This window comes from Nonomuraea sp. PA05, assembly GCF_008086045.1.
GTDB lineage: Bacteria > Actinomycetota > Actinomycetes > Streptosporangiales > Streptosporangiaceae > Nonomuraea > Nonomuraea monospora.
Genome location: NZ_VSEY01000081.1, coordinates 13,589 through 31,654 on the forward strand (window position 1 = coordinate 13,589; position 18,066 = coordinate 31,654).

General features: G+C 72.7%; 15 protein-coding genes. 7 read left to right on the plus strand and 8 right to left on the minus strand.

Annotated elements, in window-relative coordinates; translation table 11 throughout:
• The first annotated feature begins 19 nt into the window (after positions 1 to 19).
• From FXF51_RS58740 to FXF51_RS58765, 6 genes are all read left to right on the plus strand, one after another.
• Positions 20 to 703 (plus strand): response regulator transcription factor, encoded by a 684-nt coding sequence (locus tag FXF51_RS58740; RefSeq protein ID WP_262380627.1) that lies wholly within the window; start codon positions 20 to 22, stop codon positions 701 to 703.
• Entirely contained in the window at positions 700 to 3,915 is a 3,216-nt protein-coding gene (locus tag FXF51_RS58745; RefSeq protein WP_148443566.1) for a DUF4153 domain-containing protein, read from the plus strand. Before FXF51_RS58740 ends, FXF51_RS58745 begins: the two co-directional genes overlap by 4 nt.
• An 8-nt stretch (positions 3,916 to 3,923) precedes the next feature.
• Positions 3,924 to 5,453 carry an N-acyl-D-amino-acid deacylase family protein gene (locus FXF51_RS58750; protein WP_148443567.1) on the plus strand — a complete coding sequence of 510 codons (1,530 nt, stop codon included), beginning with the start codon at positions 3,924 to 3,926 and terminating at the stop codon, positions 5,451 to 5,453.
• A gap of 101 nt (positions 5,454 to 5,554) precedes the next feature.
• Positions 5,555 to 6,631 (plus strand): alanine racemase, encoded by a 1,077-nt coding sequence (locus FXF51_RS58755; protein ID WP_262380629.1) that lies wholly within the window; start codon positions 5,555 to 5,557, stop codon positions 6,629 to 6,631.
• Positions 6,632 to 6,639: 8 nt separating this feature from the next.
• Positions 6,640 to 7,020 (plus strand): RidA family protein, encoded by a 381-nt coding sequence (locus tag FXF51_RS58760; protein WP_148443568.1) that lies wholly within the window; start codon positions 6,640 to 6,642, stop codon positions 7,018 to 7,020.
• 9 nt (positions 7,021 to 7,029) lie between these two features.
• A complete protein-coding gene (locus tag FXF51_RS58765; protein WP_148443569.1) occupies positions 7,030 to 8,220 on the plus strand; it encodes a hypothetical protein in 1,191 nt (396 codons plus the stop codon).
• A 4-nt stretch (positions 8,221 to 8,224) separates the two neighbouring features.
• Here the strand turns inward: FXF51_RS58765 and FXF51_RS58770 are convergent, their stop codons facing one another.
• From FXF51_RS58770 to FXF51_RS58780, 3 genes are all read right to left on the minus strand, one after another.
• A complete protein-coding gene (locus FXF51_RS58770) occupies positions 8,225 to 9,070 on the minus strand; it encodes an alpha/beta hydrolase (protein ID WP_148443570.1) in 846 nt (281 codons plus the stop codon).
• 123 nt (positions 9,071 to 9,193) lie between these two features.
• Positions 9,194 to 9,733, minus strand: a complete 540-nt coding sequence (locus tag FXF51_RS58775; RefSeq protein ID WP_148443571.1) for a TetR/AcrR family transcriptional regulator — start codon at positions 9,731 to 9,733, stop codon at positions 9,194 to 9,196.
• Positions 9,734 to 9,738: 5 nt separating this feature from the next.
• A complete protein-coding gene (locus FXF51_RS58780; protein ID WP_148443572.1) occupies positions 9,739 to 10,371 on the minus strand; it encodes a LysE family translocator in 633 nt (210 codons plus the stop codon).
• A 103-nt stretch (positions 10,372 to 10,474) separates the two neighbouring features.
• On the opposite strand from FXF51_RS58780, the gene FXF51_RS63625 reads away from it, so the two are divergent.
• On the plus strand, positions 10,475 to 13,258 hold the full coding sequence (locus tag FXF51_RS63625) for an ATP-binding protein (RefSeq protein ID WP_316247684.1): 2,784 nt from the start codon (positions 10,475 to 10,477) through the stop codon (positions 13,256 to 13,258).
• A 44-nt stretch (positions 13,259 to 13,302) separates the two neighbouring features.
• Here the strand turns inward: FXF51_RS63625 and FXF51_RS58790 are convergent, their stop codons facing one another.
• The 5 genes from FXF51_RS58790 to FXF51_RS62315 form a co-directional block, all read right to left on the minus strand.
• Positions 13,303 to 14,274, minus strand: coding sequence for an ABC transporter substrate-binding protein (locus FXF51_RS58790; protein WP_148443574.1), 972 nt, complete (start codon positions 14,272 to 14,274; stop codon positions 13,303 to 13,305).
• Between the two features lie 75 nt (positions 14,275 to 14,349).
• A complete protein-coding gene (locus tag FXF51_RS58795; RefSeq protein ID WP_148443575.1) occupies positions 14,350 to 15,126 on the minus strand; it encodes an ABC transporter permease in 777 nt (258 codons plus the stop codon).
• Entirely contained in the window at positions 15,123 to 15,854 is a 732-nt protein-coding gene (locus tag FXF51_RS58800; protein ID WP_262380630.1) for an ABC transporter permease, read from the minus strand. Before FXF51_RS58800 ends, FXF51_RS58795 begins: the two co-directional genes overlap by 4 nt.
• Before the next feature lie 170 nt (positions 15,855 to 16,024).
• Complete coding sequence (gene otnK, locus FXF51_RS58805; RefSeq protein WP_148443576.1) at positions 16,025 to 17,257, minus strand: 3-oxo-tetronate kinase; 1,233 nt, start codon at positions 17,255 to 17,257, stop codon at positions 16,025 to 16,027.
• 97 nt (positions 17,258 to 17,354) lie between these two features.
• Positions 17,355 to 18,066: hypothetical protein (locus FXF51_RS62315; RefSeq protein ID WP_222871982.1), on the minus strand; the 712-nt coding region annotated here is incomplete at its 5' end.

An 18,066-nucleotide genomic window follows, 5' to 3' on the forward strand; every position in this document is an offset into this window, starting at 1 on the left:
CGCTTCTAGGCTTTCGTACGTGGCAGAGCAGCGACGCATCCTCGTGGTCGAGGACGACGTGACGATCGCGCTGGCCGTACGCAACCGCCTGGCGGCAGAGGGATTCGACGTCAGGGTGGCGGGTGACGGGCAGGACGCGCTCGTTCAGTACGGCAACGCGGAACCGGACCTGGTGATCCTCGACCGGCTGTTGCCGGGGCTCGACGGCCTGGAGGTGTGCCGCAGGATGCAGGCCGCCAGGCCCGTGCCCGTGCTCATGCTGACCGCGCTCGGCGACGAGACCGACGTGCTCGTCGGCCTGGGCGTCGGCGCCGACGACTACCTGGCCAAGCCGTTCAGCATGCGTGAGCTGGTGGCCAGGATCCACGCGCTGCTGCGGCGGGTCGAGCGGGCGGCCCAGCTCGCCGCCGAGGACACCGTGATCAGGGTCGGCGAGGTCGAGATCGACACCGCCGCCCGCCGCGTCTTCGTGGCCGGGGTCGAGGCGCAGCTCACCAGGACCGAGTTCGACCTGCTGCGCCGCCTGGCCGAACGGCCCGGCCAGGTCTTCGAGCGCGACCGCCTGCTGTCCGACGTGTGGGGCTTCTCCGAGGCGGCGGCCACCAGGACCGTGGACAGCCACGTCCGCGCGCTGCGCCGCAAACTCGGCTCGGACGTCGTCCGCACCGTGCACGGCGTCGGCTACGCCCTGGTGCGGCGATGAACCCCCTCGACTTCCTCGGCCGGATCAAGGTCAAGCTCGGCATCGTGATCGTGCTCGCCGTGGGCACCGCGTTCGTGGTGAACGAGGTCGGCATCAACTCCGGCTTCTCCCGCGAGGTCCGCATCGCCGTCGCCGTCATCCTGGCGCTGATCATGGTGCAGGTGCTGGCCATGGGCATGACCAAGCCGCTGCGCCAGATGGCCAGCGCCGCCCAGACCGTCGCCAAGGGCAGCTACACCCTGCGCGTCCAAGCCACCTCACGCGACGAGGTGGGCGAGCTGGCCAGGGCGTTCAACGCGATGGCGGCCGACCTCGGCGAGGTGGACCGGCAGCGGCGCGAACTCGTCGCCAACGTCAGCCACGAGCTGCGCACCCCCATCACCGGCCTGCGCGCCGTCCTCGAGAACGTCGTGGACGGCGTCTCCGCCGCCGACCCCGTCACCATGCGCACCGCGCTCGCCCAGACCGAACGGCTCGGCCGGCTCGTCGCCCAGCTCCTCGACCTGTCGCGGCTCGACTCCGGCGCCCGGCTCATCGAGGCCGAGGCCGTCGAGCTGGCGCCGCTGATCGAGCAGGCGGTGCGCGAGGTGTCGCTGGCGCGCGAGGACGTGGTCATCCGGCCGTCGGCCCCCGCCGACCTCGTCGTCAGCGCCGACCCCGACCTGCTCGCCCAGGTGCTGGCCAACCTGCTCGACAACGCCGTACGGCACAGCCCGCCCGGCGGGGTCGTGACCGTCGCGGGCACGGCCGAGGGCAGCGAGGTGCGGGTCACCGTCGCCGACCAGGGGCCGGGGATTCCCGCCTCGGCTCAGGGGCGGGTCTTCGAGCGGTTCTCCCGGCTCGACGCGGGGCGGGCCGCCGACGCGGGAGGGGCCGGGCTGGGGCTGGCCATCGTGAAGGAGATCGTCGAGCTGCACGGGGGGTCCATTCGGATCGACGACTGTTCGGGGTGCCGGATGGTCGTCGCATTACCAGGGAGGACGACGATGGCGGATGGTGTGACCGGTGAGGCTGTCAGTTCGCCACCGGTGTCCGGCGAGAGCGGCACCACGGAGCAGGCGGTGGGTGAAGGCGTTCCCGCCGACGTGGCTGCGGGGGTTGCGGCGAGCGGTGATGCGGTGAGCGGCCTGGCGACGACCGAGGCCGCGGCGAGTGGCGCTGACGCGAGCAGCGGCGTGGCGGGCAGCGGCGTGGCGAGCGACGCCGCAGCGGGCGCCGCAGCGGGCGGCCTGGCGGGTGGCGTGGCGGCTTCGGGTGGCGTGGCGGCTTCGGGCGGCGTGGCGGCGACCGGCGCCACCGCGGGCGGCGCGGCGACCGGCCTTGCGGCGGGTGTGGCGGCGGGCGGTGCCCAGGCAGGCGGCGTTCCGGCAGGCGGCGTTCCAGTGGGTGGTGTTCCGGTGGGCGGTGTCCCGGCGGGCGGTGTCCTGATGGGCGGGCCGGTGGGCGGGCCCGTGGGCGCGTACCTGCCGCCCAACCCCCCCACCCCGGGCACGAACCTGGCCAGGATGTTCGGCGGCGGCGTCATCGGCCTCCTGGTGGGCGTCCTGGTGGGCATGTTCGCCGCCGTCCTGGCCAGCGTGACGATCGGCGACGGGATGGCCCTGATCACCCTGGTCGGCTGCACGGCCCTGCTGGCGGCCGTGGGCGCCGCCATGGGCGCCGGTTCGGGCCGGAGGGCGGCGGCCGCGGCGTACCAGGCGACGGTCCCGTACCGGAGCCAGGTGGGCCCTGTCCCGCCGTATGTGCCGCCGCCGCTGTTCCCCAGGCCGGAGCTGCCGGACCCGCCCAGGTGGCTGCTGCCGGCGGCGGCGGGGGCCGGGGTGTTCGCGGCGGTGGCGCTGCCCGAGGCGCAGGTGGGGCTGGGGATCGTGCTGGTGGCGATGGTGCTGGGCGCGGCGGCGCTGCCGGCGGTGTTGCGGCGGATGACGCCGTGGACGGTGGCGTTCGGCGCGACGGCGTACTGGCTGATCTCGATGGCGGCGGTGCGGGACGCGGACTGGCTGGTGGGGATCCTGCTCGTGGCGGGGGCCGGGCTGGGCGCGCTGGCCGTGTCGGGCGCGGGCGCCGGCTGGCTGGGCGTGATCAGGGGCGGCGTCTCGGTGCTGCTGGCGCTCGGTCCTGTGCCGTGGTTCCTGGCGCAGCCGTTGAAGCGGCTGACGGCCAGGCGGCGGGTGCTGCCGATGGTGGCCGCGCTGGGCATCACGGCGGTGCTGCTGCTGGTGTTCGGGTTGCTGTTCTCCTCGGCGGACGCGGTGTTCGCCTCGTACGTGGAGCGGCTGACCACGGCCCCCGACTGGGCCGAGTCGATGCCGGGGCGGATCTTCCTGTTCGCGCTGTTCGGGGTGCTGCTGGCGGCGGTGGTGCTGGTGGCGCTGCGGCCGGTGGTGGACCCGGTGGGGCCCGAGACGAAGTTCAGGGTGAGCACGAGCGTCTGGCTGGTGCCGCTGACGGCGGTGAACCTGCTGTTCGCCTCGTTCGTGGCGGTGCAGATCACGGCGCTGTTCGGCGGGAACACCCTGGTTCTGAAGACGGCGGGCCTGACCTACGCCGAGTACGCCAGGCAGGGCTTCTTCCAGCTCGTGGTGGTCAGCGTGTTCGTGCTGGGCATCGTGGCGGTGGCGGCCGGGCTGCTCAGGGTGGAGCGGCGGGAGCGCTGGCTGCTGGCGGTGCTGCTGGGCGTGCTGTGCGGGCTGACCATGGTGGTGCTGGCCTCGGCGCTGCACCGGATGAACCTCTACACCGACGCCTACGGCCTGTCGCGGCTGCGGCTGTCGGTGCAGGCGACGGTGTGGTGGCTGGGCGCGCTGTTCGCGCTGGTGCTGCTGGCGGGCGCGGCGCGGTTGCTGGGCCGCGGCTCAGGCTGGCTGCCCCGGACGATCGTGCTGATCACCGGGCTGAGCCTGGGCGCGTTCGCGGTCGTCAACCCCGACCTGCGGGTGGCGCAGACGCAGGTGGAGGTGCGCGGCCCCGCCAAGATGGACTCCGACTACCTGGGCGACCTGGGCGCGGAGGCGGTGCCGGCCCTCGACCGGCTGCCCGAGCCGCAGCGCAGTTGCGTGCTGTCGGCCGTGGTGGCGGCCAACGGGCTGGACCGTCCCGACCCGTGGAACGGCTGGAACCTGGCCCGCTCGCTGGCCCGCGACGTGCTGGCGGAGCGGCCGGTGCGCGACGAGTTCGATTGCTCGAAGGTGGAGACGCGGGTCCCTGATTAAATCCAGGAGTGACCTTCGACATAGTGATCAGCGGTGGGCGGGTGCTCGACGGAACGGGCGCCCCGCCGTACCGGGCGGACGTGGGGATCGCGGGCGACCGGGTCGCGGCCGTCGGCAGGCTCGACGGCGCGCGGGCGGGCACGGTGATCGACGCGGTGGGGCGGTTCGTCGCGCCGGGTTTCGTCGACTGCCACGCGCACGGCGACGCGGCCGTGTTCGACGCGGACGTGCAGCGGGCGGCGCTGCGGCAGGGGGTCACGACGTTCGTGCTGGGGCAGGACGGGCTGTCGTTCGCGCCTGGCTCGGCCGCGACCGTGGCCTACGTCTCGCGGTACTTCGCCGCGGTCAACGGCGCGCTGACGGACGGGCCGCTGACGGTGGCCGGCCTGCTGTCCGGCTACGACAGGGCGGTGGCGCTGAACACCGCGTACCTGCTGCCGCACGGCACGATCCGCTACGACGTCATGGGCCCCTCGCCCGAGCGGGCGGGGCGCGAGGAGCTGGCGGCGATGCTGCGGCACGTCGAGCGGGGGCTGTCGGAGGGCGCCGTCGGGCTGTCGAGCGGGCTGGAGTACCTGCCGGGCCGTTACGCGGACGCGGACGAGCTGGCCGCCCTGTGCGCGCCGCTGAAGGGCCTGCCGTACGTCACGCACATGCGTGCCTACGGCGAGCGGGCCGGCGTGGGCATGACCGAGGTGGCGGAGATCGCCGGGCGCTCGGGCGCGGCCGTGCACGTCTCGCACCTGCACGGGCCGGCCGGCGTGCTGCTGCCGCTGGTCGAGGAGGCCCTGGGCAAGGGCGTGGACCTCACCTTCGACACCTACCCCTACCTGCGCGGCAACACGATTCTGGCGATGCTGGTGCTGCCGGACCACGTGCCGGGCGCCGACACGGAGGCGGCGCTGGAGATGATCGCCTCGGACGCGCTGGACGAGTGGTGGCCGTCGCTGTCCGGCGTGTGGCCGCGCGTGACGATCTCGCACGCGCCGGGCCTGGCCTGGGCCGAGGGGCTGACGCTGGTGGCGGCGGCCGAGCGGGCCGGGGAGGAGCCGGCCGCGTTCTGCCGCAGGCTGCTGATCGAGACGCGGCTGGAGGCGGGCGCCGTCATCACCCGTCCCGACGAGGGGCGGGAGGGCGAGGAGTCCGTACGCCGGATGCTGCGGCACCCGTCCCAGACCGGCGGCTCCGACGGCATCTACGTGGGCGGCCATCCGCATCCGCGCGGGTTCGGCGCGTTCGCCAGGTTCCTCGGCCGGCACGTCAGGGAGCTGGGCGACTGGACGTGGGAGCAGGCGGCGGTGCACCTGTCGGCGCATCCGGCGAGGCGGTTCGGGCTGGCCGACCGGGGGCTGTTGCGGCGCGGGTTCGCCGCCGACGTGGTGGTGTTCGACCCGGCCACGGTGGGCGACCTGGCCACCTACCCCGAGCCGCGCACACCGGCGGAAGGGGTGGACGACGTGCTCGTGTCCGGCGTGCGCGTGCTGGCCGGCGGCGAGCTGACGGGCGCGACCCCGGGGCGCGCGCTGCGGCCCTCGTGAGCGGTGGCCGGGCATGCGTCGCGGCCCTTGTGAGAGGTGGCCGGGCGCGCGCCGCGCCCGTTGTGAGCGATAAGGTCGGAGCCGGAATCAGAGGGGGTGTTGTGCCGGCGATCCTCGGTCAGTCGGTCTTCGACGGCGGGCTCGAATTTCCCGCGATGGTGGTGCACCGGGACGCGCTGGAGCACAACGTCTCGACGATGGCGGCGTTCGTCCGCGACCACGGCATGGAGCTGGCGCCGCACGCCAAGACGCACATGTCGGCGGAGATCGCCGCGATGCAGCTCGCGGCGGGCGCGTGGGGTCTCACGGTCGCCACGCCCCGGCAGGCGGTGGCGGCCAGGTCGTTCGGCGCCGCCCGCGTCCTGGTGGCGAACCAGATCGTCGATCCGGCCGGGCTCACCTGGGCCGCCCACGAGCTGGAGCGGGATCCGGGCTTCGAGCTGCTCAGCTTCGCCGACTCCGTCGCCGGCGTCGACATCCTGGCCGCGCACGCCGGCTCCCGGCCGTTCAGGGTGCTGGTGGAGCTGGGGCACGAGGGCGGCAGGGCCGGCTGCAGGACGCTCGGCGAGCTGCTGGAGGTGGCCTCGTACGCGCAGGCCACGCCCGGCGTCGAGCTGGCGGGCGTGGCCGGTTACGAGGGCGGGCTACGCACGGGCGCGGAGGTGCGCAAGTACCTCGACGGGCTGCAGGAGGCCGTCGAGTACGTCCGCGTGAAGAACCCCGTGCTCACCGTGGGCGGCAGCCAGTGGTTCGACGTGATCGGCCGCGAGCTGGTCGCCACCCAGGCCCGCATCCTGCTGCGCAGCGGCGCCTACGTCACCCACGACGACGGCTACTACCGCGAGCGCACGCCGTTCAACCGCATCGACGGCGAGCTGCGCCCGGCCCTGGAGGTGTGGGCGCACGTGCTGTCCGTGCCCGAGCCGGGGCTGGCCATCGTGGGCATGGGCAAGCGTGACGCCCCCTACGACGAGGGCCTGCCGATCCCGCGCCGCGGCGGCGTGACGATCGTGAAGATGCAGGATCAGCACACCGTGGTCCGCGCCACCGGGCTCAAGCCCGGTGATCTGCTGGCCTTCGGCATCTCCCATCCCTGCACGGCGTTCGACAAGTGGCGAGTTCTGCCGCTGGTGGACCGGGACTACCGTGTCGTTGGCACGATAAGCACGAACTTCTAGGAGATGCAGTGAAAAAGGAGCTCCGGACCACGGACGGCGCCGCCCCGGTCGGCGCCTACTCCCAGGGTCTCGTCGTGGGCGACTTCGTCTACACCTCCGGCGCGGGCCCGCTCGACCCGCAGACCGGCGAGGTCGTCGGCGACGACGTGGCCGCCCAGACGCACCGCACCATGCAGAACCTCGGCGCCATCCTGGCCGCCCACGGCCTCGGCTTCGACGACGTGGTCAAGGCCACGGTGCATCTGCAGCACCTCAAGCGCGACTTCGCCGCGTTCAACGAGGTGTACAAGTCGTACTTCAACCAGCCGTACCCCGTACGTACCACGGTGGGGTCCGACCTGATGGACATCCTGGTGGAGATCGACTTCGTCGCGCACAAGAGCGCTTAAGGTCTGCTTGTGGACAGTTCGGTGTACGTCTTCGTCGAGGACCTGCGCGGCGAGGGCGTCGAGCGGGTGCTCGACAGGATCAGCGGGTACGGCGTGTCCGGCATCACCGTCGGCGCCGTGCACCACGCCTCCCGCGACGTCACCCCGCACGGGCTGTCCCGGCTGACGCTGCGCCACGACGGCGCGCACTTCACCCCGCCGCCGGAGCTGTTCGACGGGCTCAGGCTGGCTCCGGTGCCCGGCTACCTGGATGCCTTCGACGGGCTTCGCGAGGCTTGTGCGAAACGGTCCATGAAGCTGCACGGCTGGACGGTCTTCCTGCGCAACGCCACGATCGGCACCGAACATCCCGACGTGACCGTACGCGACTGCTTCGGCGACCGCGGCTCGCTCACCGACCTGTGCCCCGCCCACCCGGACGTGCGCGACTACGCCGTCGCGCTGGCCAGGGCGGTGGCCAGGCTCGGGGTCGACAGCGTGGTGGCCGAGTCGCTGCACTTCAGGCCGCTCAAGCCGCAGCGCTCCTTCGTGCCGCTCGGGCCGATGGACGCCTACCTGTTCGCGCTCTGCTTCTGCGACTACTGCATGCGCAGGGCCACCGACCTGGGCGTGAACGCCGAGGTGGCGCGCGAGGAGTGCGCGCGGATCGTGGGCGGCGTCTTCGACGGCGACCCGCCGGCGCAGGGCGAGGTGACCAGGGCGGCGCTGACGGCGTACGCGGGGCCCGACGTCGTGGCCTACGCCCGCGCCCGCTCCGAGACGGTCACCACGCTGGTGTCGGAGGTGGCCTCGGCGGTGGCGGCCGAGGGCTCGAAGCTGGTGTTCATCGACTCGACGGGGGCGGTCAAGGGGTACACCGACGGGCTCCCCACGCCCGGTCTGGCCGCGCACGACGCGTGGCAGCTCGGGGTGGACCTGGTGGCGCTGGGCGATCTGGTGCCCGCCTTCGGGGTGCTGGCGTACGCGCGTGACGCGGCGCGGGTGGCCGACGACGTGGGCGCCTACCTGCGGTCCGTGGGCAAGGACCGCGAGGTGCGGGCCGTGCTGCGGCCCGGGTATCCCGACAGCGACTCCACCGACCGGCTGGTGGCCAAGGCCCGCGGGGCCAAGGCGGCCGGGGCGCTGGCGGTGGACTTCTACGCGTACGGGCTGGTGCCGCACCCCGTCCTCGACCGCATCCCGGCCGCGCTGTCGCTCTAGCCGGTCACGACAGGTTCTTCTGCCTGACCTGCCACGGCCCCGCGCAGAGCCCGCAGTTCGGCCCTGCGAACGCGGCCCTGGCCGTGGCGTCGCCCTTGAGCTGCCACTTCAGCCAGAGCGCACCCACCCGGCCGAACTCGCCGCCGTTGGGCTGGGAGTAGGTGCCGAAGTGCCCCACGTCCAGGTTGCCCATGAACGCGGGCAGCCCGGCGGGCAGCCGGTTCCAGTCGTCGAGCGCGTTCTCGTAGGCGATGTCGCTGGGCCCGCCGATGAAGTAGCCGATGGGCGCGTGCAGGCGGGAGAGCTGAGCCTTGTCCAGCGCGCTCATGATGCCGCTGTTCCAGATGCCGGTTGTTGTCACGCGCGGGTCGTCCGACACCTCATATGCTTCGAGTCCGCCGCACGACTGTCCCATGACGGCGATCTTCGTGGTGTCGATCCTGCCGCGGTACCTGCTGGTGGTGCGGCTGTTCTCGGCGATCGCCCAGTCGATCGCGTCGATCAGCATGTCGGCGTCGGTGCTGCCGGTGCCGCCGGGGCGCCCGTTCGCGATGACCAGGAAGCCGTGGGACGACAGCTCCTTGAGGAAGTTCTCGAACCAGGTGCCGTCGGCGCGGCAGGCGCCGTTTCCCCAGGCCACGATGGGTAGCCGCACGCCCGTGGGCAGGGTCGCGGGGCGGTAGACCGTGTGGCGGGGCAGGCGCAGGGTGGTCTCGTAGTCGGCCGGATAGGGTCCTGAGCCTCCGGGGGCGGCCTGCGCGGGCGCGGCCGGCACGGTCAGGATCGTGCCGGCCAGCACGATTCCCGCCCCGGTCGCGGTGGCGCGTCGGATGAGCTGCCCGAGCTTCATGAATCCTCCTGGGGTCGCTCGACTCGGTGCCGCGACCTTCGCACAGGGGGTCAGGGGGATCAATGGATCACGGGCATGACTGGTGATATTACCGATGCCGACCGTCATAGAAACGGTCGGCTATTAGATGCCGTCGAGCAGGGCCGCGACCGCGTCGGTGGCGAAGTCGTCGTCCAGCCGCAGCCCGCGGAAGACCGCCCGCATCCACACCGCGCCCGCCAGCAGATCGACGATGAGCATCGGGTCCACCGACGCCGCCAGCTCGCCCCGGCCCACCGCCCGCTCGAAGATCTCCCGCTCCCTGGCGAACCGGTCGGCGAAGAAGCGCCGCGCGTCCAGCTCGGGATGGCGGACGGCGGCGCCGAGCGCGGCCACCGCGATGTCGCTGCCCGGCGGCTCGGTCAGCAGCCGCCTGACGCCCTCCACCAGCGCCACCAGGTCGCCGCGCAGGCTCCCCGTGTCGGGCGGGTCGAAGCCGAGCACGTCCGACTCGACCAGCGCCGCCCCCAGCAGCGCCGCCTTCGACGGCCACCACCGGTAGATCGTCGTCTTGTTGACGCCCGAGCGCTCGGCGACCCCCTCGACGGTCAGCCCGTCGTAGCCCCTCTCGGCGACCAGCCGCATCGTCGCATCGAAGATCTCCTGCTGCTTCCTCGGCGCCATGCGGCTCATTCTCTCCCGGTGAACGCTCTCCCGGTGAACGCCGTGAGCACCCCCAGCCCGAGGTAGACGACGCCGCTCACGTACCGCATGCTCCTGGCCGCGCGGTCGAGCCGCCTGCCCAGGGCGCCGGCGGTGAGGGCGTACACGACGTCGGAGATCAGCCCCAGGAGCAGCAGCGTGAGGCCGAACACCACCACCTGCAGCGCGGCCGAGCCCGACTCCGGGTGCACGAACTGCGGCAGCAGCGCCAGGAAGAACAGCAGGGTCTTCGGGTTGAACACGTTGACCAGCAGGCCCTCCACGAACACCTTGCGCAGCGGCTGCGGCTCAGGCCGGCCCGCCTCCACCGCCTTGCCGGTGGTGAACGCGCGGATGCCCAGGTAGACCAGGTAGGCTACGCCGGCCCACTTGATGATCGTGTACAGCGTGGCCGACTGCGCGATCACGTACGACAGGCCCGCGGCAGCGGCCGCGATGTGCAGCAGCGTGCCCACCTCGACGCCCAGCGCGCTGACGAGACCCGCCGCCCGGCCCTGGGAGAGGCCTCTGGCGGTGATGTAGAGGTGGTTCGGCCCCGGGATGAGCACCAGGACCGCCGAGGTTGTGAGGAAGAGCGCGAAGGTTGCGGGGGATATCACAAAGGAGCAGCGTAGGATGGTTTTGGTCTGTCGAAAGAGAGCCAATCTCCCACTGGAATCCCGGACCAATCAGCTGTCAGAGCGTCATGGCATAGTTTCTGACGTGAACGGTCTCCTTGTCGGGCGCTCCACTGAGCTGGCAGGCCTGGTGCGCGTGCTGGCCGCGGCCGGCGACGGCGTCGCTGGAGTGGCGCTCGTCGGCGGTGACGCGGGGATCGGCAAGACCCGGCTGATCACCGAGCTGGCCGGGGAGGCCCGCGAGCGCGGGTTCAACGTGCTGGTCGGGCAGTGTGCCGAGCTCGGCGACGCGCTGCCGTACCTGCCGCTGGCCGACGCCCTGCGCGGCGCCGAGCCGGTCGTGCGTGAGGCCGCCGCCGCGCACCCCATGCTGGGCCAGCTCCTGCCCGGCACGGAGAGCGCGCCGTCGGCGGGGCTCACCCAGCAGCGGCTGTTCGGCTCGCTGCTCAGCCTGCTCGCCGACGTGCAGCCGGTGCTCTTCGTGATCGAGGACCTGCACTGGGCCGACCGCTCCACCCGCGACCTGCTGGTCTTCCTCAGCCGCATGGTGCAGAGCGAGCGGGTCTGCGTCGTGGGCACCTACCGCACCGACGACCTGCACCGCCGCCATCCGCTGCGCTCCGTGCTGGCCGAGCTGAAGCGCCTGCCCACCGTGATGAGCGTGGAGCTGGGGCCGCTGGGCTCCGGCGAGATGTCTGACTACGTCACCACCCTGGGCGAGGTGGACGCCCAGGGGCTCGGGCTCATCGTCTCCCGCGCCGACGGCAACCCGTTCTACGCCGAGGAGCTGTTCGCGGCCATGGCCGAGGGCGACAGCCTGCCCGACGGCCTGGCCAGCCTGCTCATGTCGCGGGTCGAGGTGCTCTCCGAGGCCGGTCAGCGGGTGCTGCGGGCCGCCGCCGTGGCCGGCCGCCGCGTGGAGGACGAGCTGCTGCGCGAGGTGTCGGGGCTGCCGCTGGACGAGTTCGAGGAGGCGGTCAGGGAGATCGTCTCGCGCGGGCTGCTCAAGGTTCGGGGCCACGGTTACACCTTCCGCCACGCGCTGCTGCAGGAGGCCGTCTACACCGACCTGCTGCCTGGCGAGCGCACCCGGCTGCACGCCGCCCTCGCCCGCCTGCTCACCTCCCCGGCCGAGCTGGCCCACCACCACCTCGCGGGGCACGACCTGGCAGGGGCGCTGGCCGCGTCCGTCGAGGCGGGCAGGGAGGCCGAGCGGGTCGGCGCGCCCGCCGAGGCCCACAGTCACTACGACCGGGCGCTCGGCCTGTGGGACCGGGTGGACGACGCCGAGCGGCTGGCCGGGGAGACCCGCCTGGAGCTGGCCTTCCGCAGCGCCGTCATGGCCGCCGACAGCGGCGACAAGCACCGGGCCGTGGTGCAGCTCAAGGCGCTGCCCCAGACGTCCGAGGTGAGCGAGCGGCTCGCCTACTATCTGTACGAGTCGGACGACGCGGAAGGCGCGATCGCGGCGGCCGAACGCGCGGTGGCGAGCGCCGACGACGACGCGGCCCTCGCCCGCGCCATGGCCACCAAGGCCCGCACGCTGGTGTGGAGCCCGCGCCACCAGGAGGTCGAGGCCCTGACGAACGGGGCGCTGGAGACCGCCCGCAAGGCCGGGGCCAGGGACGCGGAGGTGGGCGCGATGCTCACCCAGGCCATCGTCGTCGAGTACCGCGGCGACGTGCAGCGGGCCCACGAGCTGGTCGACTCGGCCATGTCCAGGCCCAGCGGCGACCTGGCCATGGACCTGCGGGCGCGCTTCCACCACGCCCGCATCCACTACGAGCAGGGGCTGCTCGCGCACGCCGCCGAGGTGGCCGACGACGGCATCAAGGTGGCCTCCGAGAACGGGCTCAAGTGGAGCACCTACGGCACCGACCTGCGGTTCCTGCGCTTCCTCATCCACTACGTGGCCGGCGAGTGGGACCAGGCGGAGGCGGTCGCGGTCGGCTTCGGCGCCAGGGTGGGCACGGTGCCGGAGGCGACCCTGTCGTCGTTCGCGCTGTTCATCGAAGTGGCGCGGGGCCTGCCCGCGGTCGAGGACCGGCTGAGCTGGCTGCGGCCCTTCTGGTCCGACGAGCTGGTCTCGTACATGTCGAGGGGGCTGGCGGCCGAGCACGCGCTGTGGCGCGGCGACCCGGCGGCGGCGCTCGACCACGTGCGGGCGGTCATCGCGGCGCAGATCGACGGCGACGCGGGCAACATCCGGATGGCCGCCGTGGGGCTGTGGGCGCTGGCCGACCTGGGCGTCACCGACGGCGCCGACGACCTGCGCGCCCACGCCCGGCTGGCCATCGAGTCCGGCCCCACGGGCGAGGGCGTACACCTGGGGCCCGAGGGGCGGGCCTGGGCGCTGCGCGTGGAGGCCGAGTGGCACCGCGTGCACGGGCGGTACGACGTGGAGCTGTGGCGGCAGGTCGTGGAGGCGTTCGGCTTCGGGTTCGTGTACGAGAGCGCGCGGGCCCGCTGGCGGCTGGCCGAGGCGCTGCTGGCCGCCGGTGAGCGCGAGGCGGCGCAGGCGGAGTGGGAGCTGGCCAGGGAGGCGGCGGGCAGGCTCGGGGCCGTGCCGCTGGAGAACGCGCTGCTCGACTTCGGGCGCCGGGCCCGCTTCGCCGGGCCGGGGCAGGGGGCCGGGCACGGTTCCGGTTCCGCGTCCGGGGCCGGGTCCGGTGATGCCGGGCTGACGGCGCGGGAGGTCGAGGTGCTGCGGCTGGTCGCCGAGGGGTTGACCAACCGGGAGGCCGCGGAGCGGCTGTTCATCGCGCAGAAGACGGTCAGCGTGCACGTGTCGAACATCCTGGGCAAGCTCGGCGTCTCCACCCGCACCCAGGCCGCCGCCGAGGCCCGCAAGCTGGGTCTGCTGGGGTAGCGGCCGGGCCCGTCACGGTGGGGTGCGACAGGCCCCGCCCGCGCTCATCCGGAGGCGCCCCCGGCCAGGATCGAGGACACCTCGAACCGCTGTTTGAGGTAGCCGAACTCGAGCATGAGGTCCGCCACGCGCTGCACCCGCGCCGGGTCCACCGCCGTGGAGAAGCCGCCGAGCTTCATCGTCGAGGCCGTGGCCTGGTCGATCTTGGTGTACTTCTGCAGCGCGGCGGTGACCTCGGCCGAGTCCGAGCGGGCCAGCTCGGTCGCCTTGCGCAGGGCGCGCTGGAAGGCGGCCACGGACTTCGGGTTCTGCTGGGCGAAGGTGTCCGTGACCAGGTAACCGGCGATCGGGAAGTCGGCCAGCGGCCCGGTGAACAGGTCGCTGAGCATGACCGCGCCGAGCGTCTTCGCCGCCGCCTGATGGAACGGCTCCGGCAGGAGCGCCACGTCCACCTGGCCGCTCTCCAGCGCGCCGGCCATCTCGGGGAAGGGCCGCTCGACGAACTTCACGTCCTCGGGCCGCAGCCCGGCGGGCTTGAGCAGGGCGCTGACGGACAGGGTGGAGATGTTGTTCAGGGTGTTCACGCCGACCGTCCTGCCCTTGAGGTCGGCCACCTGGGTGATCGGGGAGCCCTTCTTCGTCATGAGCAGGAAGTTGCCGGGCTGGGCGGCGTACGCGTCGCCGACGATCTTGACCTTGACGGTGCCGCTGGCCGAGGCGAGCAGGGCGGAGACGTAGTTGCTGTGCAGCACGTCGAGCTTGCCGGAGACCAGGTCGGGCATCGCCGCCGCCCCGCCCGAGATCAGCTCTGTCTCGACCTTGAGCCCTTCGGCGGCGAAATAGCCCTTGTCGATGGCGATCTGAATGGGCGCCACCTCCGGCAGCGGCAACATCCCGATCCTGATTTCGGCCTTTTCCGGGCCGTTGGTTCGCTGGACCGAATTTCCGCCCCCGCCGCACGCGGTGAGCAGTAATGCGGCGACGCAGAGGGCGGGCAGGAATCGCTGACCTGACATGAACGCTCCTCAGGGAGTAAACGCGTTTAGGCAAAGGCCGATCTGCGAGCCTAACCGTGACCTGTGTCAAAGTCGCTACATTTTTGCGTCATGCCAGATGAGCGCCCTTTTCTCGAGCAGCAGAAAGCCCTGGTTCAGCAGATAGCCCAGCACCCCGAGCAGCACGATCGCCCCCCACACGCCCGGCAGGTCGAACGCCCGCTGCGCGGCTCTGAGCTGGAATCCGATGCCCTCGGTGCTGAAGAACTCCGCGATGACCATGAGGATCAGCGCCAGCGACAGGCTGAGCCGCAGCCCCGCGAAGATCTTGGGCGCCGCCGACGGCAGGATCACCCGCAGCAGCCGCTGGCCCCGCGTCAGCCCGAACACCCGCGCCGTGTCCAGGTGCTGCGGCTCCACGCTGCGCGCCCCGTCGGCCGCGTTGAACAGCACCGGCCACACGATCCCGAACGTGATCGTGGCGATCTGCATGCGGGTGCCCGTCGAGAACAGCGCCAGGAACATCGGCAGCAACGCCGGTGCGGGGAGTGCCCGGCCGAACTGGATGATCGGGTCGAGGAAGCGGTAGAGCAGCGGCGAACGCCCGATCGCCACGCCGGCCGCCACCCCGCCCACGCCCGCCAGCGCCCATCCCGCCAGCAGCCGCCTCAGGCTCTGCGGGAAGTTGGCCAGGGCGGTGTCGTTCAGCCAGAGCCGGGTGGGGGAGCCGGTGAACCACAGCTCGCGCATGTGGGCGAGGATGATCGACGGCGGCGGGAAGAACGGGTGCTGCATGGCGCGGGTGGCCAGCTCCCAGCCGAGCAGCACCACCGGCACGATCCACAGCCCGGCCAGGCGCCTGAGCACGGTCATGCGGACGCTCCCGGGTGCCAGTGGAAGACGCGGCGTTCGGCCAGGACGAACGCGCCGTTCGTGGCGACGCCGAGCAGCCCCGCCCAGACGGTGGCGGCCACTGTCAGCGTGAGCCCGTCGGGGCTGCTGCCCGCCAGGTTGATGAACGCGCCGATCCCGTCGGAGCCGCCCGCGAGCAGCTCGGTGCTGATGGCCAGGATGAGCGCGATCGTGGCGGCCACCCGCACCCCCGTCGCGATGAACGGGGCCGTGCTCGGCAGCGAGACCCGCAGCAGCACCGCCAGCCGCCCGAAGCCGAACGACCGCAGGGTCTCCTTGGCGACCGGATCGACCTCCCTGAGGCCGTACATGGTGTTGATCAGGATCGGCCAGGTGGCCGCGTACACGATCATCGCCAGCTTCATGTCCAGCCGCTCCGTGAACACGAACGCCGCGAGCGGGATGAGCGCCACGGACGGGATCGGCCGCAGGAACTCGATCACCGGCCGCAACGCCCGCTCCACCGCCGGCACGCTGCCGAGCAGCAGCCCCGCCGGCACGGCGAGCGCGACCGTCAGCGTCAGCCCCAGCGCCCACGCCGCGAAGGTGGCGCCGACGTCCAGCAGGAATTCAGGGTCGGCCGCCAGCCCCGCCGCCGTGACCAGCACCGTCGAGGCGAGCGGGAATTGCACGGTGGAAACGAGCCCCAGCCGGCCGGCCGCCTCCGCGATGACGAGCAGGCCGGCCACGCCGAGAAAACCGCAGAATAACGCGCTGTCGAAGGGACGCCGGGAAAACAGCCGGGGGATCAAAGGATCGCCCCGGAAAGGAGAAACGCCATGAGCTCTCCATATTCCTCCGATACGGCGAATATGCAGCCAGCGTAACGATCAGTTGTCCGGATCGGCGAGCGACTTGTTCAGCGCGAAGCCTCCAGCAGCAGGTCAGGCTCGCCGAAATTGCCGGATTTGAGCAGCAGCGCGGGACCGGACGGGGCGAAGATCCACGGCACGCCGCGCGCCGCCTCCGCTCCGATCACGCCGCCGGGCACGCCGAGCGCGCTCACCACCGCGCCGGACGTCTCGCCGCCCGCCGTGACCAGCCGGGCGACGCCCCGCTCGACCAGCCCCCTGGCGATGCGGCCGATGGCGGCCTCCAGGAGCGCGGCCGACCGGTCCACGCCGAGTGCCTGCTGGACACGGCGCAGCTTCGCGGGCTCCAGCGACGAGTAGATCAACGGGGCGCCCGCGTCCTCGTCCAGGGCGTCGTACCAGGCCAGGGCGCGCCTGGCGAGCGAGTCCGCGTCCTGGTCGGCCAGCGCGTCGAGCCGGTGGGCAGGCCTGCCCGCCTGGATCATGGCGCTGACCTGTTCGAGCGTGCGGGCCGAGCAACTGCCCGCCAGCACGGCGGCAGGGCCGGACGGCTCGGGCGCGGGCGCCGCACCGCGTCCCTCTCCCGCGCGGGCCGCGGCCAGCCCGCCGGCCAGCCCCGCCGCCCCCGCCACCAGCGGCGCGCCGGCCAGCGCGCGACCGGCCGTCATCAGGTCCTCGTCCTCCAGCGCGTCCACGAACGCGTACCGCACGCCCTGCTCGCGCAGCTCGGCCAGCCGCCGCCCGACCGACTGCCCGCGCACGTGCGGCAGCGTCACCACCCCCGACCGGTACGCGCTCTGCGCCTCCAGCAGACGAGGCAGGTACGAGTCGGTCATCGGGGTGAGCGGGTGGTGCCGCATGTGGGACTCGCCCAGCAGCACGTCCCCGACGAACAGGTAGCCGTTGTACTGGGTGCGGCCGTGCTCGGGGGAGCTCGGCGTCATGGGGACGACGGCCGCCTCCATGGCGTCGGCCAGCGCGTCCAGCACCGGGCCGATGTTGCCCTCGGGGGTGGAGTCGAAGGTGGAGCAGTACTTGAAGTAGACCTGATCGGCGGCGCCGTGCGCGCGCAGCCAGCGCAGCGCGCGCAGGGAACGGGCCACCGCGTCCGCCTTGCGGGCCGTGCGGGTCTTGAGCGCGATCACGACGGCGTCGTGCTCGGGGAACTCGGCGCCCTGCGGCGGGAGCCCGAAGTACAGGAGGGTGCGGATGCCCCGGCGGCGCAGCGCCACGGCCACGTCGGTCGCGCCGGTGAAGTCGTCCGCGATGGCGCCGATCATCGGTGCCCCGCCGGCCTGGTCATCTCGATGCTGTCGTGGTGCGAGTCGAACATGGTGCCGACGGTATCGGCGTCCGGCCGCGTGCCCTAGGGGCGGGTCAGCTCGTGATGGTCTGGTCGCGCAGCTCGAAGTAGCTCGTGTGGTCCGTCTGCAGGTAGGCGTGGAAGTTCGGCGCCATGGCCTTCGCCGACTTGTCGGCCGTGACGATCGTGACGACCACGTAGTTCTTGGACGCGCCCGACAGGATCTTGCCGTAGACGTAGCTGGTGAGCGCCTTGTCCTGGCGCCACTTGACCGCGTCCGACGACAGCTTGGCCAGCCGGTCCGCCGCCGTCTTGGCGGCCTGGCCGGTGGGGAAGGCCATCAGGACCTGGACGGCCTTGAGGTGCCCGCTGTAGGCGGAGTAGGCGAGCTGCACCGCCCGCCGGCACCTGTTCTTGACCAGGACGCCCTGGCCGTCGACCGGGGCGCACGAGCTGTAGGTCCAGCCGCCGACCTTGTCGGCCTTGAACTTGATGCCGCCCAGGGCGAAGTTCCAGTCGGTGAACTCCTGGTGGGTGATCGGCGAGCCGGGCTGGGCCTGCTTCGAGGTCGCCGGGGTGTCTTGCGGGGTCTCGGTGGGGGCGGGCTCGTCCGACTCGGCGGGGGCGGGCGGTGGTTCGGACGTGGCGGGGGGGGGTGGGGCGGGGGGGGGGGGGGGGGAGGAGGGGGGGGGGGGGGGGGGAGGGGGCCCCGCCGCCCCCCGCCAGGAGGAGGACCGGCCGGGCGCCCCCCCGGCCCGAGAGCAGGCGCGGGGTTGTTTTTGGGGG